The following is a 20030-nucleotide window of genomic DNA, read 5'->3' on the forward strand; positions in this document are numbered from 1 at the left end:
ACTTGTTGTTATTGCCAAACTATTATGACACTAAAACTCGTTGTTCCAGTATGGATTCATAAGTCTTAGTTGCTTTTCCACTTGCTAAAGTGATAACGCTATCAACATGTTTCATCAGGCGTCTATCCTGGGAGGCAATGACAACCGTACCTTTCTGTTCATGGGCAATAAATTTAACGATATTAATGAACGTCTGAAATGCCTGATGATCTAAATTGCGTGTTGGGTCATCTGCAAATAAATATTCAGGTCTTCTGACTATGGCTTTCGCCATTGCTGCCAATTGTTTCTCGTTTTCAGACAGTTCCCCTGGATAATAACGGCTTTTATCGCCTAATTTCACAATATCCAGCGATTTTTGCGCGATTTTTTCGGCTTGCTCGCGAGCAAGTGACAATCCATAAGACGTTGATAATAACAAATTATCTAAGAGAGTGAGTTCACTAAATAAATTGAAATCTTGGAAAATAAACCCACTATTTTCATGATGAAACTTTCCTAATTCCACATCATTCATTAGTTTCAACTTGTTATTATTAATTAATACATCTCCTTGATCTGGTTGTAACATACCCGATGCAATCGACAACACTGTACGGTTAGTCGATGCCTTCGGCCCTGTTATCAAAGTAATTTCACCTGGTATAATAGAAAATGTGATATTTGAAATCATTTCATGATTAACTGTAGCATCAGTTAAACCATATGAAATATTGATAACCTCAATCGATTTAAATTGATTCAAGTTCATATTCTCAACACAATTAGGTTAAAAGATTAAAGCTTTTTCCTTAAACATATGCTGTCTAAATTCATTCGTAATAACACTGATATCCTTATGGTATTATACGAATAAAAATAGTCTATATGCGAAACATCTTCACCAAGGATATACTCATCTTATGTCAATTATTATTTACAATGACTATCTAATAAATGAGATGTTTCTTAGTCTTGGAATAAAAAATCAAAAATATTAGTGAATTATGCTTAAGGCAACAATGAAAAAATAAAAATAGCATAAATTCTTCTATTTTTATTCCACTTTTATAATAAGGGAAAAAGTCATTTTATATTTCGTTAATATTTTAATGTTACTTGTTATTACCTCCGTTATTGATAAAAACACCTAGAATATTTGTGGGTTTGTTAGTAACTAATAAATTTTATATAAATAAACCAATAGACCTGTTCATTAAATGACTTATTTTCCTGTAATTCAAGTCAAAACAGTAAAATTAAAGTATCAAAAAATATTATTATCACAATTTATTTTATTACATTTGTTAAAATAACTAAAGTAAACATTTAATTCATTGTTAAGTTAGGGTAATAATAATAAGATAAAGATTACACTGAATAATAAATTACTATCAATTAACCGTGATAATAATATAAGTGTAATCTATTTTATATATAAAGGTTAGTTATTCCATTAACATCTGTTGAACTAATTCAACGCAGCATAGAAAACGTTGATCATAATCCGGTGAATTGACACAGATATAATCGATATTATTTGTTTTCAACAAACTTTCAAGCAAATGTTGAAACTCTTTGCGATCTCGCTCGCTGCCCAAACTTCTTAAACCATCTGCAATCCACGGTGTGTTGTTTTCTAAAAGAATAACTAAATCAAAACGATATTCATCAATCATCGCCTGAACAAAAGGATGTTCTTTTCCTTCATAGCGTTTGCAAAATGCCTGCGTTGTTACAAAATCAGTATCGATAAACGCAACCTTATTGGCATATTTAACAGAAAAATCAATGTATTGAGCATGACCTAATGCAATTTTATCGTAATCTGAGTATTGTAAAGCCATTTCATCGCCTCCCAGATGGGAAAATACGTATTCGCGCCCATATTCCCATGCGCTGGTCGTGTTAAACATGTTGGCCAGCTTATTCACTAATGTCGATTTTCCGCTCGATTCTCCGCCAAGAATAGCCACTGTGCGTACAAAAAATGGCTTTACTTCTGTAGGAATATATTCCCAGTAACGGAAAGGCGCCTGACGGATTTGGCTACCACTAATATTCATGAATGAGCGTTGTGGGTCGATAAGCACAGTTTCAACGCCGAAATATTCTTTATAACGAGGGACATCCTGTGCTTCGCTGGAATAGATATAATTAGGATTGATGCTTTTTGCTGCCAGAAACGACTTAACACTTTGACTCCACGCTTCCCAGCCATTCGGGTAAGGTTCCATTCCTTGTTCATCAATTGCATGAATATGAATACTTTTCTGATACTTGAATGTTTGCAGCAACCATCTCAGACGGTCACTTACAGTAGGTTGTTGAGACATTGAACTGTTGATGAATAACTCACGATCACGCGCTTCGTCATAACAAAGAACAACATGTAACTCATCAACTTGACTGGATGCTCGTTGGATCAAATAAATGTGTCCAGTATGTAATGGGTAAAATTTACCAAACACAACTCCGACTGTTTTCTTTTCCATGGGATATGCTAATCCTAGATATTGATGAAGAGAAGCTAGTTTCTGTGCACTGGGACTTTTTATTTTGGCATTAATAAGTTGGCTTAGATAGCCTTTGGTCATTCCGCTGGCATCAGCAACCTGCTGTAATGTGTAACCTGCCTGTTTGATCGCCTGTTTCAAATAGTCAAATTGCGCCATAAGACCTCCTCTGTGTTTAGTATACTAAACAAGGTAGCATGTTTGTTGTGAAAGGTAAAAATAAAATTGGTTGTTTATTGATTTTTTGGGATTAAATGACGTTATCTTGACTATAATAAGTATTTAAAATTGCATAATCGGCTATTTATTTTAAATAAAATAACCAGATGCTAAATTTATAGTTAAAAAATCAAGAAGAATGACAATAGCGTTTGTTCAATGATTATTGAACAGATTGTTTGGTTTTACTCGTTATATAAATATTTGCATAACCATTTGTGATTTAGATTTAACCAGCATCTGTCATTAATAAATACCAACCTGTGGTAAGAATAGAAAAAATTTAAATAATATAGTGATTAACTATTTGATTTTTTATTTAAGTAGAATGAATAAAATATTTACCCAAAATTCTATTATCCGCCTCGTTTGATATGTGATGGTAGGTGGGAAAATATTCTGACAAATTAGGAAAAATACTTAGATTGCCGTTTAATAGATTTCAAGCAGTAACTTGAAATCTATTGGTTATATAGATCTAAAAAGAATAACAGATTGTTTCTTAATCCAGATCATCCAGAACAGATAACGCATCGGCCAGCTTTTTGACGCCAAATACTTTCATACCGAGCAGTGATTTTTTCGGCATGTTAGCATGGGGAACAATGGCCCGTTTAAAACCGTGTTTAGCGGCTTCTGAAATGCGTTCTTGTCCACTGGGAACGGGACGAATTTCTCCTGCTAATCCCACTTCGCCAAATACCACCAGATCACGGGGCAGAGGCCGGTCGCGGAAACTGGAAACTAAAGAGAGTAATAACGCCAGATCAGCACTCGTTTCCGTTACTTTTACCCCACCTACGACGTTCACAAAAACATCTTGATCAGCCATTTGCAAACCGCCATGCCGATGCAGGACTGCAAGCAGAATAGCCAGCCTGTTTTGTTCAAGCCCCACTGCTACGCGGCGTGGGTTTGACATCATAGAGTGATCTACTAATGCCTGAATTTCAACGAGTAGAGGACGAGTACCTTCCCAGACAATCATGACCGAACTACCTGAGGTAATTTCATCGCCACGACTCAGGAAAATGGCGGAAGGATTACTGACTTCCCGTAACCCCTGTTCGGTCATTGCGAATACACCTAGCTCATTAATGGCACCAAAGCGGTTTTTATGGCTGCGCAGAGTGCGGAAACGCGAATCAGTTTCACCATCCAGCATGACGGAACAGTCTATACAGTGCTCGAGCACCTTGGGGCCAGCCAACGTGCCATCTTTTGTCACATGTCCAACCATGATAATGGCAACACCACGGGTTTTGGCAAATCGTGTCAGGTAGGCTGCGGTTTCCCTGACTTGTGCAACACTGCCTGGTGACGATTGTATATCAGCTATGTGCATGACCTGAATTGAGTCAATCACCATAAGTTTAGGTTGTTCTTGCTCTGCAATCAGACAAATCTGCTCAATGCTGGTTTCCGATAGCATATTCAGTTGATCTGTCGGCAAACCCAACCGCTGAGCTCGCATCGCCACTTGTTGCAATGATTCTTCCCCTGTTACATACAGGGTTTTCATCTGGGTTGATAGTTGGCACATGGTTTGTAAAAGCAGGGTACTTTTCCCTGCACCGGGGTTACCGCCAATCAAAATGGCACTGCCGGGAACCACACCACCACCGAGAACACGGTCAAATTCTTTAAACCCCGTTGAAAAACGGGGCAGTTCTTCCAGACTGATATCAGAGAGTTTCTGCACTTTACTAATACCAGCGTTCCCGGCATAGCCACTGAGACGTTCATTACGGGATGATGAAGCTGCGGCTAAACGCACTTCCGTAATGGTATTCCATGCGTGACATGCGGTACATTGCCCCTGCCAACGGGGATAATCCGCACCACACTCGTTACAGACAAATGCCCGTTTTGCTGCTTTTGCCACTTTGGACTCCCTTAATGTAATGACTTTTGCCTGTGGGCATTAGCGTTCTTCGTGTTTCAAACCACCGCTCAACACACACAGGACGCCCATTAAATCTGCATGGCGGATAGCAACTTTGGCCTGGGTGTAAACTTTTGGCTTAGCATGATAGGCGATCCCCAATCCTGCCTTACGGATCATTTTCAGATCATTGGCGCCATCCCCAATAGCGACGGTTTGGCTCAGAGGAATATCCAGTGCTTTTGCCAATCTTATCAGAGTGGTTGCCTTGTATTTTGCATCGACAATCGGCCCTTTGACCTTACCGGTCAGTTTGCCATTTTTTATCTCCAGTTGATTGGCAACTGCATCAAAAAGGCGTAGCTGCTGGCGAAGATTATCGGCAAAGAAAGTAAAACCACCGGAGGCAATCGCGACATGCCAATCCAATGATTGTAACTTGCGAACCAGACTGGTTAGCCCTGGCATAAGCGGAAGTGTTTCCATCACTTGCTGCAAGATTGATGCATCGGCGCCTGCCAACTGAGCAACTCGCTCGCGCAGACTTTCTGAAAAATCCAGTTCGCCTTGCATTGCCCGTTCTGTGATTTCCGCCACTTTATCACCAACTCCGGCCAGGCGGGCAATTTCATCAATGCATTCAATCTGGATAGCGGTAGAATCCATATCCATCACCAATAAGCCTGGTGAGCGGAGGCGAGGGATCTGCCCCAAGGGAACGACATCCAAACGACACTCATCTGCCTGCCGTTTAATGCGAGGCGAAAGGCTACCGGCAATACGGACAACCTGATAATCATCGATCCGCCATGAAGAGACCACCACAATGGCAGCGCCCAATCGGTGCTGGAACTCGCTGATACGTTGTTTATCCAAACCACGTCCATACAGCAACCAGCCGCTATCTCCTGCCCGGTAATCCAGTGGCATGACTTCATCACCACTGAGGGATAGGGGTAATCCGGGCCATTTATGGATCTCATCCGGTAAGTAGCGATAGGCCAGATTATTAGACATGAACATTGACTCCTGTAATTCCATATAATTTGGTGCAGGCAAAAAACGCTTTTCAAACTATCCTATCATTACCGCATCTGGCAACATGTGCTTTCTGAACATGGGATGAGATAACTATGATAAAAGCCAAGCTAAAAATTAGACTGCACAAGACGGCGATTATATTAATATGTATAGCACTGCTAGGCTGTGTCCCTTAATGTAAATTGATAGTATTCTCATCTAAACTGTTTTCAATATGGGAAAAAGATGATGGCACGCTACGACATTCCTGATGACGCATGGATAGTGATAGAACCTTGTTTGCCCCCGGTCCATTCAGAGCGAGCAGGACGTCCACATGTTGAACACCGCCGTGTGATGAATGGGATGTTCTGGGTCTTGTGCTCCGGGGCACCGTGGCGTGATTTACCTGAACGCTATGGCCCTTGGAAAACGGTCTATAACCGATTTAATCGCTGGTCAAAATCGGGCATTATCAACAAGATATTTAATCGGTTACTGTCCATTCTGGATGAAAAAGGCTTGATTGACTGGGCTGAAATTTGCCTGGATGGCAGCAATATTCGCGCGAGTAAAGATGCCGCAGGCGCGAAAAAAAACATCCCGATATCACTGACGATCATGCGCTGGGTCGCTCACGCGGTGGTTATGGCACCAAAATCCACCTGGCAACCGACGGAAAGGGTTTTCCCCTCAACCTGATGTTGACCGCTGGGCAAGCTCATGAAAGTCAATCCGCCATCCCTTTGCTCGACGGCATTGGTATACAACGCAAAAATGGTTTCATGAAACGACGTGGCAAAGCCGTGCTGGCAGACAAAGGGTATTCGAGTAGAAAGCTCCGCGGTTATCTGCGTAAATTGAGGATCAAAAGCGTTATTCCTTATAAAATCAATGAAAAAGGCAGTGCTGATGGTCGTACGCAATTTGATGAACAGGCTTATCGTGACCGCAATGTTGTCGAACGCTGTTTCGGTTTTCTGAAAGGAAATCGGCGTATTGCAACCCGTTACGAAAAAACCGCCCGAAACTATTTGTCCATGGTGAAATTAGGCTGTATTCGACTCTTTTACAGGCGGTTATCTAATTAAGGGACGCAGCCTAGTACTGCTGATGCAGGGAGTTTCCTATTTCAGCCGTTCTCAACAACAGGCGCATATGGATCAATTTGAAGATCTGGCGAAAACATTGGCGAAACAGGTCGCATTCAGCTTGTCTGATTATATGGAGAATGGTAGCAAAGATCTTAATAATAAAAAGATTGTCGCTAACTTAGATTATTTGACTAGCAATAGCCGCATTTTGGATGCCAGTGTCTATCTGGAGAATGGCACACAGATAGCACGAAGTGGTGAACCGATTTCTGTTCGTGAACGATTATCGTTGGAAGGCAAAAAATCCAGTAGTTATTTCAACCAACAAATTGTTGTGCCAATACCAGGAAAAAATCATCCAAAAGGTTTTCTTCGCCTGACACTGGATACGCATCGATTGGCAACTGAGGCTAAGCAGGTCGATAATACAACGAACTTACTCAGGATAATGCTCCTGCTATCTTTGGCGATTGGATTTATTCTGGCTCATAACTTGCTAAAACTGTCTCCTAGTCGCTGGCAACAATCCCCTTATCTGCTGACTGCCAATACCAAACCTTCTGATGAAACAGAAAGTAAAGTGCAAGATGATGATAACCAAAGATAATGTGACATTACCGTTAGTTATTGTGCGGATGACTTTCCTCATTATCAATGTGCTTTCCATAATACCGCTTGAAACAAATGGAATAGAGGACGCCGTGTAGAAGTGCAATCATTACTGCGCCATAAAACACAATCGGCCGATGGGCAACATTAATATGCACAATCGGAATATTGTTAAAACGAAAGATATACATATGAAAGGCCATAGCTGCGATTGCAAGTAAGATCCCCGCTGCGTTGTGGTGGATCCGGTGTGACAGCAGGAACCATTTTAAGGTGAAGAAAAAAGGGATAAGCATTAATAAAGAAATAACTACATAAACCATTATCATTTCCTTAAGTTTTTATTTGGAACGTTGATGTAAGTAGATAGATTGAACGCTGTCATAAACATGCAGCGTGTTTCAATTATCTATTTAATATGCCTGTTATTTAGCGTTGTGAAGTAAGTCTATAACATAGTTCATACATAAATAGTAAACATAGTTATTATTAATATTTTTGATTTGTTAGATAAATTATAGTGTTTTATGGAAGAATTCTATTCAAGTACATGACCTGAACCCTGCTGAAGAACAGCGTTCAGGCCTGTTGGAATGGATAGATGAATCTATAGAGGATGATTTTACTAACTAGAATTGATTGTAAGTATCGGGATTTGGCCCTATTCGCTTCCCGATGTCCAGTTCAGCCATCGCTGTTAAGTCTTCTTTTTCCAGTCTGAAATCAAATACATCAAAATTTTCTTTAATACGGGCAGGTGTAACTGATTTAGGAATGGTAATCATGCCGCATTCAAGATGCCAACGAATGACAATTTGCGCTGGCGTCTTACCGTATTTAAGTGCCAGACGTTCAACCAATGAAGAATTAAAAACGCCTTTTCCCCCCCGTGATAACGGGCTCCAGGATTCGGTTGTAATATGATGGGTAGCATTCCATGAGTGAAGTTGTCGCTGTTGCAGCAGAGGATGCAATTCAATTTGGTTGATTACAGGAACGACACCTGTTTCCTGGATTATTTTTTGTAAATGCTCGATATGAAAATTACACACTCCAATACTGCGAGTCAGGCCAGCTTCTTTCAGTTTAATCAGTTGCTTCCATGCATCAACATAATGATCCTGTTCGGGCACTGGCCACTGGATGAGATAGAGATCAACATAATCTAACTGTAGTTTGTCCAGGCTTTCTTGTAATGCCGCCCGAGCATCCAGGTGGCGATCATTCCAAAGTTTGGTGGTGATGAAAATTTCTTCGCGTGGGATATCAGTTTCCTTTAAGGCTTTTCCCACCCCTTCTTCGTTATGAAAAATTGCTGCTGTATCAATGGAGCGATAACCGACTTCTAATGCGGTATGGAGAGACTCAACAACCTGTTCATTACTCGCTTTCCAAACGCCAAGCCCCAATTGTGGCATGTGATTCTCATCAGCGAGTTTAATAATTGTCTGTTGACCCATTATTACCTCCTTTAGGTTTGGAATTTTTTGATCATGGCTGGGACAGAACTGCCATCAAGCTGGTCATCAGAGAGGTGGACTTTTACGCCCAGACTTTCAAAAAAACCGACGGGTGGCGTGGATAACTTTATTGATTCGTTTTTCTTTTAAACCCTCCGTAAACCTGCCCAATCCTGAAGTACATCGGCATCCTGGGATGCCATTCAGCATAAGCGTTATGTCCATTCCATTCAGGGGAAGTTATTCAGCATGTTATTTGTTTTTCTTTGCTGTTTTTTTCTTATGACGCCAATACATCAGTACAGAAGCGGACAACCCACTGATCAACAGAATGACAGGTAAAATCACCAAAATATTCATGACTATATCTTGATGTGCTTTAACGAAAGGGATCTGGTTCAAAATATAACCAAAACCCACGATAATAATGACCCATAAGAAGCCACTTAACCAGTTAAAAAATTGAAAGCGTTTATTATTTAGGCCAGAAATACCGGCAAATGTTGGCAGGAGAGTGCGAACAAACGCTAAAAAGCGTCCGATAAGCAGGGCAGACAAACCGTGTTTAGAGAATAATACATTGGCACGTTGGCGATATTGCAAGGGAAGTTGAGCCAGCCAGTTTTTGACAATACGGGTATGGCCGAGCCAGCGCCCCTGTAAATAACCCAGCCAACAACCCAGGCTTGCCGCGATGGTTAGCAGCACTACCGTGGGGATGAAACTCATGACGCCTTTGGCAATTAAGGCACCGGAAAGCACCAGCAGAGTATCGCCGGGCAAAAAGGCAGCTGGCAGTAGCCCGTTTTCCAACACTAGCGTGACAAAGAGAACGCCATAAATAACCCAGATGACATCTGGATTGGCAAGTTGGTTAAAATCATGATGCCAGAGTGCATGCACGATCTCGCTTAACGTTTCCATTGTTTATCCTGTAACTTTTGCGAGTAAAAATAATTAACAAACAGATCTGCCTCAGTGTACCGCAAAATGATGAGATAGGGGGTGATTTGATTCAGCATCAGGGAAACCGTGGCCATCTGCAAATACGCAGTAAAGAGATAGCCACAATTTAAAGGTGAAAGTTACCGAGTCGCCAAACGAGCAAAACCGGCTTCTAGATCATCAATCAAGTCTTGTGGATTTTCCAGCCCGATATGGAGACGGAATAAGGTGCCCGTTTTTTGTGGCGAAGGGTATTGACGCAGTCGTTGAAGCATTTCTGGTTGAATGCCTAAAATCAATGACTCAAAACCTCCCCACGAAAAGGCCATCTTAAAATGACTCAGGTTATCGAGATAATCAGCAAATTGTTGAGGTGTAAGTTGGATATTCAGGAGAAAAGAAAATAGTCCACAGGAGCCAGTGAAATCGCGCTGAAAGAACTGATGCCCTGGGCAAGAAGGCAGGGCAGGGTGGTAAACTTCGGCAACTTCCGGCCGCTGTGCAAGCCATTTGGCAATTTTGATACTGTTTTCTTCGTGTTGTTTTAAACGAACCGCTAACGTGCGCAGCCCTCGGTTTGCCATATATACCGTATCGGGATCGGCAATTTGCCCTAGCAGGTAAGATCCTTCTCTAAGCTGATCCCAACATCGTGCATTGGCAACTGCTGTCCCCAGCATTCCGTCTGAATGGCCAATAATATATTTGGTGGCAGATTGAATGGAAATATCGATGCCAAACTCCAGGGCCTTGAACAGTACGCCAGTCGCCCATGTATTATCGATGATAATGACAATCTCAGAATTGACTTGTCGAATAGCCCGCACGATGGCAGGAATATCTTGAACCTCCATCGTTAGGGAGCCAGGTGATTCAAGAAAGATAACTTTGGTATTGGGTTGAATCAGAGAAGCAATGTTTTCTCCGATCATGGGGTCAAAATAATCGGTGGAAATCTCCATTTTTTTCAGAACGTGATGGCAAAATTCCTGTGTGGGTTCATAGGCCGTACCTGTCATTAAAACATGATCACCAGTTTTTACAAATGCCAGAATTGAATGGGTAATAGCTGCCGTACCGGAAGGATATAGTGCACAGCCAGCACCGCCTTCCAGCTCAGACATTGCTTCTTGGAAGGCAAAATGAGTCAGTGTGCCACGGCGTCCATAAAATAATTCACCCTTGGCACGGTTCTTCAAGGCTTGTTTTAAGTCTTCAACAGTATCGAAAATGACAGATGAAGTGCGTTGAATCAGAGGGTTAACAGCACTTTGCGTATATCTTTTTTGTCTCCCTGCACTAACTAATAAGGTTTCTAGTTTTTTTTCTGTCATGGCATCATTCCCCAAGTTATTTCCTGCCTGTATCTAAATAGAATCGTTCAAATAATGATTAGCAAGTTAAAAGATTTGGGGTGGTTTTACCAAAGAGATTCACGCAACTTGACGAAAATTCAAGGTGAGCTGGCGATGGTAAATCAGGATCGATTAACGAAGGAACATCATTAAGTGGTACTTTTTTATTAAATAGTAATGATAATTACTATCAAATCGCCAAATGTCTGATATCATTTGTAGCGGACTTTTTCCTCTTTCGAGGTAAGAGGCATGGATCAGGGTTCAAACGAGACCAGTATCTTCCTGAATGCACCTTGCAGTGTCGTTATCAAGCTGCAAGAGGGCAGAGATGCATGGTCAAAAAATGAGCCATGACTCAGAAAATATTAGGATTAGCAAGATGAGTAAACGTGATTCACTGCTAAGTAACAGAATCTATAAGAAAGAGAGTAAGGCTAACTGATGCGTAATTTGACAGCTTCTATTCTATTGGCACTCGGATTAACAAGTTCAGCATGGGCTGATACAACACCAGCCACACCAGAAAATCAGGCTTCTGCTCAGGTAGCCGCTCCGGCAACATCAGCATCTCCCGCAGCTGCGCAAGCGGCTGAACCAACAACTGATAAGCAGAAAACTGATGCACTATCAGTCCCAGATGCGCAAACCGTGACGACTGAAGAAACCGTTGTGGCACCAATTGAAGAAGTTTCTGGCAACCAGTCTGGTGGTTTCGCAACGGATCTGTCTGTTTGGGGCATGTATCAAAACGCAGATGCGGTAGTAAAAACCGTTATGGTGGGCTTAGTGATAGCTTCTGTCATCACATGGGCGCTGTTTTTCTCCAAAGGTACAGAACTCTTAATGGCTCGCCGCCGTTTGTGTAAAGAGCAATTGGCTTTGGCTGAAGCTGCCAATCTGGATGCGGCAGTGAAAATTGCAGCAGATTTTGGCAATCGCAGCATCAGTCGTCTGTTGTTGAGTGAAGCACAATCGGAGCGTGCCCTGTCTGCTGACAGCATTGACAAGGTTGGAACTAAAGAGCGAACTTCGTTCCGCATGGAACGTGCCGTCGCAGCAATTAGCCGCCATATGGGGCGTGGTAACGGTTATCTGGCGACCATTGGTGCAATTTCTCCATTTGTGGGGCTGTTTGGTACTGTTTGGGGGATCATGAATAGCTTTATCGGCATCGCTCACTCACAAACCACTAACCTGGCCGTTGTTGCACCAGGGATTGCGGAAGCCCTGTTAGCGACAGCATTGGGGCTGGTGGCAGCAATCCCTGCGGTAGTGATTTATAACGTCTTTGCTCGCGTTATTTCGTCATACCGTGGTCAGGTGGGTGACATGGCCGCTAAGGCAATTCTGTTGCTGGGGCGTGATCTTGATCTGGCTGAAAGCAAAGCAGAAGCAAGGTAATAAATTATGGCAATACGTCTTAATGAAGATTTGGACGATAACGGCGAACTGCATGAAATTAACGTCACGCCGTTTATTGACGTGATGTTAGTGCTGTTGATTATTTTCATGGTGGCAGCACCATTGGCAACGGTAGATATTAAAGTTGATTTGCCGGCATCAACCGCTAAGCCGCAACCACGACCAGAAAAACCGGTATTTTTGACTGTGAAAGCCGATAAGCAGTTGTATGTGGGAGATCAGGCAATTGATCGTGATAACTTGTCTGTCGTATTGGATCAAACCACGCAATCCAACAAAGACACGACAATTTTCTTCCAGGCTGATAAAACAGTGGATTATGAAACTCTGATGAGCGTCATGGATTCTCTACGCAAGGCGGGTTATCTCAAAGTGGGATTAGTGGGAATGGAATCAGTTTCCGCGCAATAACTTTTCTTTGCTCACCCGAAATATGAACTGCCCGAATCGTTAATCGGGCAGTTTTAAGTAATCACTCTCATATTCTCTCTTTTAACCCGAATGGCTGCATATTTAGATTAATGTCTTCATATTTGATTATGTATCTCAATTGAGCTACAGTGTGTTTATTGACCAATGTAGGGGATTCAACATGGCTGCAAATGCGTTTGTTCGTGCTCGTATAGATGAAACACTAAAAAATGAAGCTGCTGAAGTGCTGGCTAGCATGGGCTTAACTGTATCTGACTTAATTAGAATTACTTTGACCAAAGTAGCCAAAGAGAAGGCGTTACCGTTCGATCTGCGTAATCCTAACGCACTAACTGCAAAAACCATTGCTGATAGTGAAAACGGTATAAATATCCATAAAGCGAAAGATGTTGACGATCTATTTGATAAATTGGGTATTTAATGAGCCATGAAACAACGGGAAATTGAATACTCAAGTCAATTTCAACGAGATTTGAAACTGGTTCAAAAACGCCATAAGGATATGAACAAGTTAAAAGATTTAATGAAACTTTTAATTAACAATGAGTTCCCTTTGCCAACTATATACAAAGATCATCCTTTGCAAGGGAATTACAAAGGTTACAGGGATGCTCATATAGAGCCTGATTGGATTCTTATTTACAAAATTACTGATAACCTGATTAGATTTGAGCGAACAGGAACGCACTCCGATCTATTTTAACTGGAACTGCCCGAATCGTTAATCGGGCAGTTTTGGGAAAGCACTAATATTGATTCTTCCAGTCAAAAGGTAATAGTTCACTAAGAGATAAAATCTTTTCTTGAGTGACTTTTACTTCTGCATGGATATTTTCTGGATTTATCTGACTGATAAACTCTCGGCAACGGCCACAGGGAGGAATGATATTACCATGCCGATTGACAGCAATAATCCTGATTATCTGTGTTTCACCCTGCTTTATCATCTCAGCGATGGCACAATGCTCTGCACAAAACCCCATAGAGCAAGCAGTATCAATATTAATTCCAGTATAAATATGACCAGATTTACTTTGAATAACAGCACCTACATGACCATATTTAATATATTTATTTAATTTAGTTGGGGATATTAGGCGATGTGCCATATGCTCCATTTCGTCAAAAGAAATCACAAAATACTCCTTACTCATGATTAAAGGAATTAATAAAGTAGATGGCTCATTCTTTTATATTACGAATAAAATTAATAACTGATTGTGCCATCTCCTTCTCATTATCGCCTTCAACCCGAATAATCACTTCCATACCACTTTTGATTCCCATCGACATCACTTTAAACATGCTTTTTAGATTCGCACTTTTATCTCCTCTGATAATTTCAATTTTGCCAGTGTAATTTTTGACAAAATTACAGAGTTGAGCACAAGGCCGCGTATGCAACCCTGAAGGAGCAGTAACAACCACCGAATATTCAATCATAAAAATTACCTGTTTATATATTCTCTATCTTTCAAGCTACAATTCGCAATTTGTTAAGTACAGAAATAAGGTCAGGATTTTTTTAACGAACCACCACGGGTTTGAATAACATTCTGATACCAGTAAAACGAGTCTTTTTTATAGCGGGAGAGATCTCTAATGTCTTTATCTGTTCGATTAACATAGACAAAACCATATCTTTTTTTATAGCCATTACTGGTGGAGAGCAGATCAATAAAACTCCACGGGTTATAGGAAATCACCTTAACCCCATAATTCATTGCTCGCTGAATGGCATTTATATGTTGTTGAATATAGTTAATGCGATAATCATCATGAATAGTACCATCAGATTCCAGCTTATCATCGGCACCAAAGCCATTTTCTGTGATCATTAATGGCTTCTGATAACGGGTATGTAAATCACGCAAAAGATATTCCAATCCAATGGGATCAATTGCCCAATCCCAGTCTGTTGTATCAAGATGTGGGTTTTTATGAATTTGATAGAAATCCGGCTGAATTTCATGCCCATCTATTTGCCCTTTAATGCCAGTTGGATTAAAGCCATCCATTCGTCGTTGAGCTCCTTTTTCTGCGGCGGCGGCAGCATGACTGCAATAGTAATTAATTGCCAGAAAATCAGAATAACCTTCTTTAATCAATGCCATATCACCAACTTCTATATGCGGTGCCAGACCATGATTTTTTAGATAGATTAGTGCTGATTGGTTATAGTGCCCTTTTAGGTAGATATCTGTGAAGTAGTAATTACGCAGATCATTGGCATTTTGGGCAGCTAAATTATCTTCCGGTTTACTGGTGAGTGGATAAATGGCGGAATATCCCAAGGCAGCGCCGACCAAACCGTTGGGAACCCATTGATGAACTAATTTGCATGCGATAGCATGTGCAAGATTCATATGATGATTGATCTGATATTTGATTTGTTCATCATGCAGATAGTGATCGGGGATCAGACACTTTTTCGTCCAGAATTGCACAATAATACTTTGTTCATTGATGGTTAACCAATATTGGACTTTCTTGCTAAATTCTTTGATCACAAATTCTGCGTAATAAGCAAAATCTGCAACACTTTGCCGATTAATCCAGCCGTGATATTTTTCGACTAGCGCCATCGGCATATCATAATGATATAGCGTTGGAATTGGTGTAATTCCATTTTTCAATAATTCATCGATAAGATGATGATAAAATTTTACTCCCTCATTATTCACTTCTCCGACACCATCTGGGAAAATACGCGACCATGCAATAGAAAAACGGTAAGATTTCAAACCAAGCTCTTTCATTAATGCAATATCTTCTTTATAGCGATGGTAATGATCACTGGTTATATGGGTATCGACAAAACCTGGATTATTATTAATGACATCTTGTTGTGAAAGTTTTTTACCGTATTTTTCCGCAGCACCTTCAACCTGATAAGCACTGGTTGATGCGCCCCAAAGAAAATTCTCTGGAAATAAATCATTATTTTTTATCATAGTGTTTTCCTTTATTGACTTTTGTTAGGGATATTATGAATAAATTCATAAAGGCCAATTATCTCTTTTCGCAAATTAAGCTCACTTCGTATGGTCATTAATGTATCCTGAGCATGGATAAACAGTAGATCTAAATAAAAATTTTCACCTTGGGTTTCTTTTTGAATAATCTCAGTTTGTGCATGATGAGCAGAGAGCATCATTTTTTTTGCTTTCTCCAGATATAAATAGGCATTCTTAAAATCACCAAGATGAGCATATTTAATGGCTTCTTCACTTTTTTCTCTTGCATTACCTGCATTGAGAATAATTTCCAGAGCAACGGGGGTTAAAATATTGTCCTCACGATTCATTTTTAAACTTCCTGATGAAATTAAACAATTTAATCTTGCTGATTTGTATTAGCACTTTCTTCCTCAATACGTTTTTTCTCATAAACCTTAAAGAAGGGATACCAGGTGATAAGGAAAACGGCCATAAGTACCACATAGCAAATAATCGCTCGCCAGTCTTCCGTAATGATGACACTGGAAAATGGAGCCGGTATCTGACCAACTTGAATCATTTTCGAAGGTATATTCAGCCAATCTGAGCGCATGAAAATCCATACGATAATTGGGCTGGTAATTGCATTGATCCACATTGGCAGCATTAAGAGTGGATTAAGGACGATTGGCGTACCAAATACCAACGGTTCGTTAATATTGAAAAAAGAAGGGCCGATACAGATATAGCCTGTTGTTTTTAGTTCTCTGGATTTTGAAAACAGCATTAAAAGATTCAAGGCAAGTGTTGCACCCGTTCCTCCCATGGTGATTAAAGCGGCGGTAAATAAGGTTTCGTAAGTCACGATATTAGTGGCTGGCTGACCAGCAGCAACCAGCGCAATATTGGCAGTGATCCCAAGCATGAAGATTGGCATTTGTAGACCTGTAAATGTCCAGACGGAAATGCCCATAGACATGGCTATCGCAGGAATTAGCGCCATGAGAATAAAGCCGGGTAGGGTTTGCCCGAATGCAGCGATGGGAGAAAAGAGCGATAACAGTTTGGAAAAAACATCAATATCAAAAGTGAAGACCAACAATGTTCCGCAGCCAATGGAAATCAGTATGGGAATAATCGCGTGTATCCAGCCGACAACGAAATCAGGTAAAGAACTTTCTTTCAAGAATCCTAACTTGGTATATAAATGAAAGAGATAAGAAACAAACAGCCCGGTGACAATACCTAATAATATTCCCGCTGGGCCAAAGCGATCAAAACTGACGAGCATATTGCCATCGGTAAATTCTGGCTTAATGAACATCATGTAAACACAAATCGAAGTGAGTCCGGCAATAAGCGTATAACGAAAGTGATATAGCTTCTCCATCATTTGATTTGCAATCATAAAAGCCGTAATTAAACCGAGCATTCCAAAAGAATAATTGGCAATCTTGCCAAGATCGGGCAAAAACAAAAAATGAGAACGAAATACGTTATAAAAAAAGATAAGTGAACCTGCTAAGATAAAAGGGATATTTTTTTGCATTGCCCCAGAAATTGCTGCTACCCAAGGCCGTTTGGTAAAATTTTGCATAGCAGGTGCAAATGAGTCAGATAACCAAGACATAAATGCTTGCATTTTGTATCTCTCTTTAATTTTTTTTCTAAAATTCCCTGGTTAAATTTAATTTAAATAGTTAATTTAGTTTTTCAGGATCTTTATGGCTAACTCAAGTAATGCTTTACCATCTAATCTTCCATAGATTTCTTGTGGTACAACCATGACAGGAATATGATAACGGTCGGCATGTTTCTGAAACTCTTTTTGCTGTGAAGCATAGTGTGGCCCAAGGAATAAAATATCGATTACAGAAAAATACTCTGCGACCTCACTTTCACTTCTGGCTTCAACAGTGACAGGGATAGCCTTATCTTTTGCTGCATTGCGGGTTCTGGTTGCCAGCATTCCGCTAGAAATACCTGCCCCGCAGCATAACATAATAAATATCTTTTTCATGTAATCCTCTTGTTTCTTGTTATTGCGTAGTTCATTGATTGCTATTTTTTATGTGGATACACTCTCTACTATTTTTCTTGCATATTCAAATTAATATTTGCACTCATAGAGGGCAGGTTTTTATTTTTAAATGAAAATATTAACAGTAATATGAAGTCATTATTTTTAATTTTATGGGTATTGTTATGCTAAGAATTAAACTGAAATATTTATTAGATTACCTATTAACTCAGAAGGTCCCTGTTTCAGCATTAAAATTATCTCAAGTCTTAGGGGTATCAATAAGATCTGTAAAAAATTATGTTGCAGAGATTAATGGGGCACATGAACAAAAAATTATTATTTCCAGTCGGCAGGGGTATTTATTGTCACAAAGTTTATTATCACACAATATAGTAAAGCAGTTAAATTGCCAGAAGAACAGTTTGCCCAAGACGTATCAAGAAAGAGCACATTTTATTATTAAAGCGATCTTGTTATTTAAGAGAAGCAGTAATATATATGACCTGAGCAATGATTTATGTATAAGTGATTCTACAGTAAAGGCATTAGTATATAAGATGAATACATCATTTCAACGCTTCAACGTGCAATTTTTATGTAAAAACAGTCATATTGAAATATTAGGCACTGAACATGATTTAAGAAAATTAGTTTCTTACACGATATTTGAACAAACAAGCTATCGTTTTATTGACTCAAAAGTATTGGAAAAAATATTTGATAAAAAACAAGTTAAAGATGTTATTGAAATAATGACCAACGTTTTTGATAAATGGGAATTGTATCTTAGTGATTTTTCGTATACCAATCTTATTTTACACTTTCTGATTCTGATAGAACGCCTGAAGAAGGGCAGGTATCTGGAGAATCGGGCATTACCTATAGAAAATAGTGATCTAAGATTGATCTCAGATGAGTTATGCGACAAACTGCAACTTTGTTTTGGGATTCTTATTCCTGAAAATGAAAGAAGATCTTGCTATCTTTTTTTGAAAACCAATACAAACCTTAATAAGGTAGATAATGAAGTCATTGACTTAGTTGGCGCTAAACTTTATCAATTTACTCGGCAATTAACTGAGTCCGTGCAAGAAAATTATCTGATTGATTTAGCCTCCGATGATTTTATTTCTTTACTGTCTTTACACTTGTCAGGGCTACACACAAGGTTGAAACATAAAATTTATACTAAAAACCCCATGTTGGAAATAATCAAAAAGGAATGCAGAATCGTTTTTGATATTGCTATCTTCATTTCTTTTCAGTTAAATAGATATTTCAATAATAAATTGAATGAAGATGAAATTTCTTTCATTGCATTACATGTTGGGGCGGAGTTTGAACGGCAAAAAAGAAATATTACTAAAATTAGAACGGTGCTCCTGTGTCCGAGTTATCGTGGAATTGAAAATAAAATTTACCATCAACTATTACGTGATTTTGGTGATGAAATAAATCTTATTAAGGTTATTTCCCAGCCTGCTGAATTGGAAGGCATGGAGTTTGAGTTATTGATTACGACAATAAATTTTTCTCCAGAACGATATTATGAAACTGTTTACATTTCACCTTTTCATTTAAGAGATAAGCATTCTGAATTGATGGAAAAAATTGACACAGCCAATGCGAACCGAAAAAGGGCAAGGTTAATCCGAAATATTGATTTATTCTTTGATCCCGAACTTTTTCTTTATAATCCCAATCTTCGCAATCGGGATGAACTTATCGAAATAGTTTGCCAGAAAATGTTAGCGAAGGGCTATGTTGAAGCTGATTTCATCAACTATGTGTATGAGCGTGAGAATGCATCTTCGACAGCTTTTGGCATTTTAGCGTTACCTCATTCGATCAAACTGGATGCGGTGAAAACTTGTATCTCGGTAGTCATAAGCTCAAAAGGCATACGTTGGGGAAAAGATGAACGAGTGCATGTGGTGTTTTTGAGTGCAATAAATCGGGTAGACAGGACGTGTTTTGCTGAGAGTTACGATGCGTTGTTGGATATCTTTAATCACGACAGTGTTATTGGTGCACTGGGTAAAATCACTGACTTCGAAAGGTTTCGAGATATTTTAATTGAATATCAATATCATTAAATCACCTCATTACCAACAGGGTGAGAATTTAGT

20 protein-coding genes and 1 pseudogene are annotated in these 20030 nt (G+C 39.8%); 7 read left to right on the top strand and 14 right to left on the bottom strand.

The genetic code is table 11. The features are described from left to right. Nucleotides 1-22: 22 nt before the first annotated feature. From BDE27_RS02110 to serB, 4 genes are all read right to left on the bottom strand, one after another. Nucleotides 23-751 (bottom strand): ATP-binding cassette domain-containing protein, encoded by a 729-nt coding sequence (locus BDE27_RS02110; protein WP_099132707.1) that lies wholly within the window; start codon nt 749-751, stop codon nt 23-25. 676 nt (nt 752-1427) lie between these two features. Continuing rightward, a complete protein-coding gene (gene nadR, locus BDE27_RS02115) occupies nt 1428-2654 on the bottom strand; it encodes a multifunctional transcriptional regulator/nicotinamide-nucleotide adenylyltransferase/ribosylnicotinamide kinase NadR (protein WP_099132706.1) in 1227 nt (408 codons plus the stop codon). A gap of 562 nt (nt 2655-3216) precedes the next feature. Further along, complete coding sequence (radA, locus tag BDE27_RS02120) at nt 3217-4599, bottom strand: DNA repair protein RadA (RefSeq protein WP_099132705.1); 1383 nt, start codon at nt 4597-4599, stop codon at nt 3217-3219. Between the two features lie 39 nt (nt 4600-4638). After that, nucleotides 4639-5616 (bottom strand): phosphoserine phosphatase, encoded by a 978-nt coding sequence (gene serB / locus BDE27_RS02125; protein WP_099132704.1) that lies wholly within the window; start codon nt 5614-5616, stop codon nt 4639-4641. A 252-nt stretch (nt 5617-5868) separates the two neighbouring features. On the opposite strand from serB, the gene BDE27_RS02130 reads away from it, so the two are divergent. Both BDE27_RS02130 and BDE27_RS02135 read left to right on the top strand, forming a co-directional pair. Next, nucleotides 5869-6710 (top strand): IS5 family transposase gene (locus BDE27_RS02130; protein WP_120211323.1). Its coding sequence is split into 2 segments (ribosomal slippage): nt 5869-6211 and nt 6211-6710, totalling 843 coding nucleotides; the frame shifts between segments, so codons are not numbered across the junction. 10 nt (nt 6711-6720) lie between these two features. Continuing rightward, nucleotides 6721-7320: pseudogene (locus BDE27_RS02135) on the top strand (YtjB family periplasmic protein); the annotation flags it as partial. A 13-nt stretch (nt 7321-7333) separates the two neighbouring features. On the opposite strand, the gene BDE27_RS02140 reads toward BDE27_RS02135, so the two are convergent. The 4 genes from BDE27_RS02140 to metC all read right to left on the bottom strand — a co-directional run bounded on the left by BDE27_RS02140 (nt 7334) and on the right by metC (nt 11061). Further along, nucleotides 7334-7645, bottom strand: coding sequence for a hypothetical protein (locus BDE27_RS02140; RefSeq protein WP_099132703.1), 312 nt, complete (start codon nt 7643-7645; stop codon nt 7334-7336). Nucleotides 7646-7951: 306 nt separating this feature from the next. Then, nucleotides 7952-8782, bottom strand: a complete 831-nt coding sequence (dkgA, locus tag BDE27_RS02145; protein WP_099132702.1) for a 2,5-didehydrogluconate reductase DkgA — start codon at nt 8780-8782, stop codon at nt 7952-7954. Nucleotides 8783-9034: 252 nt separating this feature from the next. Then, nucleotides 9035-9706, bottom strand: a complete 672-nt coding sequence (locus tag BDE27_RS02150) for a DedA family protein (RefSeq protein WP_099132701.1) — start codon at nt 9704-9706, stop codon at nt 9035-9037. Nucleotides 9707-9867: 161 nt separating this feature from the next. Then, the gene (gene metC, locus BDE27_RS02155) at nt 9868-11061 is read right to left on the bottom strand and encodes a cystathionine beta-lyase (RefSeq protein WP_099132795.1); all 1194 of its coding nucleotides are present in this window, start codon (nt 11059-11061) and stop codon (nt 9868-9870) included. Nucleotides 11062-11526: 465 nt separating this feature from the next. On the opposite strand from metC, the gene exbB reads away from it, so the two are divergent. From exbB to BDE27_RS02175, 4 genes are all read left to right on the top strand, one after another. Further along, complete coding sequence (exbB, locus tag BDE27_RS02160) at nt 11527-12486, top strand: tonB-system energizer ExbB (protein ID WP_099132700.1); 960 nt, start codon at nt 11527-11529, stop codon at nt 12484-12486. A gap of 6 nt (nt 12487-12492) precedes the next feature. Beyond that, complete coding sequence (gene exbD / locus BDE27_RS02165) at nt 12493-12918, top strand: TonB system transport protein ExbD (protein WP_099132699.1); 426 nt, start codon at nt 12493-12495, stop codon at nt 12916-12918. A 181-nt stretch (nt 12919-13099) separates the two neighbouring features. Beyond that, nucleotides 13100-13360 (top strand): type II toxin-antitoxin system RelB/DinJ family antitoxin, encoded by a 261-nt coding sequence (locus tag BDE27_RS02170; protein ID WP_099132698.1) that lies wholly within the window; start codon nt 13100-13102, stop codon nt 13358-13360. 6 nt (nt 13361-13366) lie between these two features. Further along, nucleotides 13367-13642, top strand: coding sequence for a type II toxin-antitoxin system YafQ family toxin (locus BDE27_RS02175; RefSeq protein WP_099132697.1), 276 nt, complete (start codon nt 13367-13369; stop codon nt 13640-13642). Between the two features lie 43 nt (nt 13643-13685). Here the strand turns inward: BDE27_RS02175 and BDE27_RS02180 are convergent, their stop codons facing one another. The 6 genes from BDE27_RS02180 to BDE27_RS02205 all read right to left on the bottom strand — a co-directional run bounded on the left by BDE27_RS02180 (nt 13686) and on the right by BDE27_RS02205 (nt 17898). After that, nucleotides 13686-14075: a cytidine deaminase family protein gene (locus BDE27_RS02180; protein ID WP_208638549.1), complete on the bottom strand. Its 390-nt coding sequence runs from the start codon at nt 14073-14075 to the stop codon at nt 13686-13688. 46 nt (nt 14076-14121) lie between these two features. Beyond that, the gene (locus tag BDE27_RS02185) at nt 14122-14382 is read right to left on the bottom strand and encodes an HPr family phosphocarrier protein (RefSeq protein ID WP_099132696.1); all 261 of its coding nucleotides are present in this window, start codon (nt 14380-14382) and stop codon (nt 14122-14124) included. Nucleotides 14383-14453: 71 nt separating this feature from the next. Further along, the gene (locus BDE27_RS02190) at nt 14454-15893 is read right to left on the bottom strand and encodes a glycoside hydrolase family 1 protein (protein ID WP_099132695.1); all 1440 of its coding nucleotides are present in this window, start codon (nt 15891-15893) and stop codon (nt 14454-14456) included. A gap of 11 nt (nt 15894-15904) precedes the next feature. Beyond that, complete coding sequence (locus BDE27_RS02195) at nt 15905-16246, bottom strand: PTS sugar transporter subunit IIA (protein WP_099132694.1); 342 nt, start codon at nt 16244-16246, stop codon at nt 15905-15907. A gap of 29 nt (nt 16247-16275) precedes the next feature. Continuing rightward, entirely contained in the window at nt 16276-17520 is a 1245-nt protein-coding gene (locus tag BDE27_RS02200) for a PTS transporter subunit EIIC (protein WP_099132693.1), read from the bottom strand. A gap of 63 nt (nt 17521-17583) precedes the next feature. After that, nucleotides 17584-17898 (bottom strand): PTS sugar transporter subunit IIB, encoded by a 315-nt coding sequence (locus BDE27_RS02205; protein WP_099132692.1) that lies wholly within the window; start codon nt 17896-17898, stop codon nt 17584-17586. 185 nt (nt 17899-18083) lie between these two features. Here BDE27_RS02205 and BDE27_RS02210 point away from each other — a divergent pair, with 185 nt between their 5' ends. Continuing rightward, entirely contained in the window at nt 18084-19997 is a 1914-nt protein-coding gene (locus BDE27_RS02210; protein WP_167450519.1) for a BglG family transcription antiterminator, read from the top strand. Nucleotides 19998-20030: the final 33 nt, after the last annotated feature.

Source organism: Xenorhabdus ehlersii, assembly GCF_003610465.1.
GTDB classification, from domain to species: domain Bacteria; phylum Pseudomonadota; class Gammaproteobacteria; order Enterobacterales; family Enterobacteriaceae; genus Xenorhabdus; species Xenorhabdus ehlersii.

Excerpts from the sequence above, each read along its gene's own strand:
- BDE27_RS02110 (WP_099132707.1), bottom strand. The coding sequence starts at position 751 with ATGAACTTGAATCAATTTAAATCGATTGAGGTTATCAATATTTCATAT.
- nadR (WP_099132706.1), bottom strand. The coding sequence starts at position 2,654 with ATGGCGCAATTTGACTATTTGAAACAGGCGATCAAACAGGCAGGTTAC.
- serB (WP_099132704.1), bottom strand. The coding sequence starts at position 5,616 with ATGTCTAATAATCTGGCCTATCGCTACTTACCGGATGAGATCCATAAA.
- BDE27_RS02140 (WP_099132703.1), bottom strand. The coding sequence starts at position 7,645 with ATGGTTTATGTAGTTATTTCTTTATTAATGCTTATCCCTTTTTTCTTC.
- dkgA (WP_099132702.1), bottom strand. The coding sequence starts at position 8,782 with ATGGGTCAACAGACAATTATTAAACTCGCTGATGAGAATCACATGCCA.
- BDE27_RS02150 (WP_099132701.1), bottom strand. The coding sequence starts at position 9,706 with ATGGAAACGTTAAGCGAGATCGTGCATGCACTCTGGCATCATGATTTT.
- metC (WP_099132795.1), bottom strand. The coding sequence starts at position 11,061 with ATGACAGAAAAAAAACTAGAAACCTTATTAGTTAGTGCAGGGAGACAA.
- exbB (WP_099132700.1), top strand. The coding sequence starts at position 11,527 with ATGCGTAATTTGACAGCTTCTATTCTATTGGCACTCGGATTAACAAGT.
- exbD (WP_099132699.1), top strand. The coding sequence starts at position 12,493 with ATGGCAATACGTCTTAATGAAGATTTGGACGATAACGGCGAACTGCAT.
- BDE27_RS02170 (WP_099132698.1), top strand. The coding sequence starts at position 13,100 with ATGGCTGCAAATGCGTTTGTTCGTGCTCGTATAGATGAAACACTAAAA.
- BDE27_RS02175 (WP_099132697.1), top strand. The coding sequence starts at position 13,367 with ATGAAACAACGGGAAATTGAATACTCAAGTCAATTTCAACGAGATTTG.
- BDE27_RS02185 (WP_099132696.1), bottom strand. The coding sequence starts at position 14,382 with ATGATTGAATATTCGGTGGTTGTTACTGCTCCTTCAGGGTTGCATACG.
- BDE27_RS02190 (WP_099132695.1), bottom strand. The coding sequence starts at position 15,893 with ATGATAAAAAATAATGATTTATTTCCAGAGAATTTTCTTTGGGGCGCA.
- BDE27_RS02195 (WP_099132694.1), bottom strand. The coding sequence starts at position 16,246 with ATGAATCGTGAGGACAATATTTTAACCCCCGTTGCTCTGGAAATTATT.
- BDE27_RS02200 (WP_099132693.1), bottom strand. The coding sequence starts at position 17,520 with ATGCAAGCATTTATGTCTTGGTTATCTGACTCATTTGCACCTGCTATG.
- BDE27_RS02205 (WP_099132692.1), bottom strand. The coding sequence starts at position 17,898 with ATGAAAAAGATATTTATTATGTTATGCTGCGGGGCAGGTATTTCTAGC.
- BDE27_RS02210 (WP_167450519.1), top strand. The coding sequence starts at position 18,084 with ATGCTAAGAATTAAACTGAAATATTTATTAGATTACCTATTAACTCAG.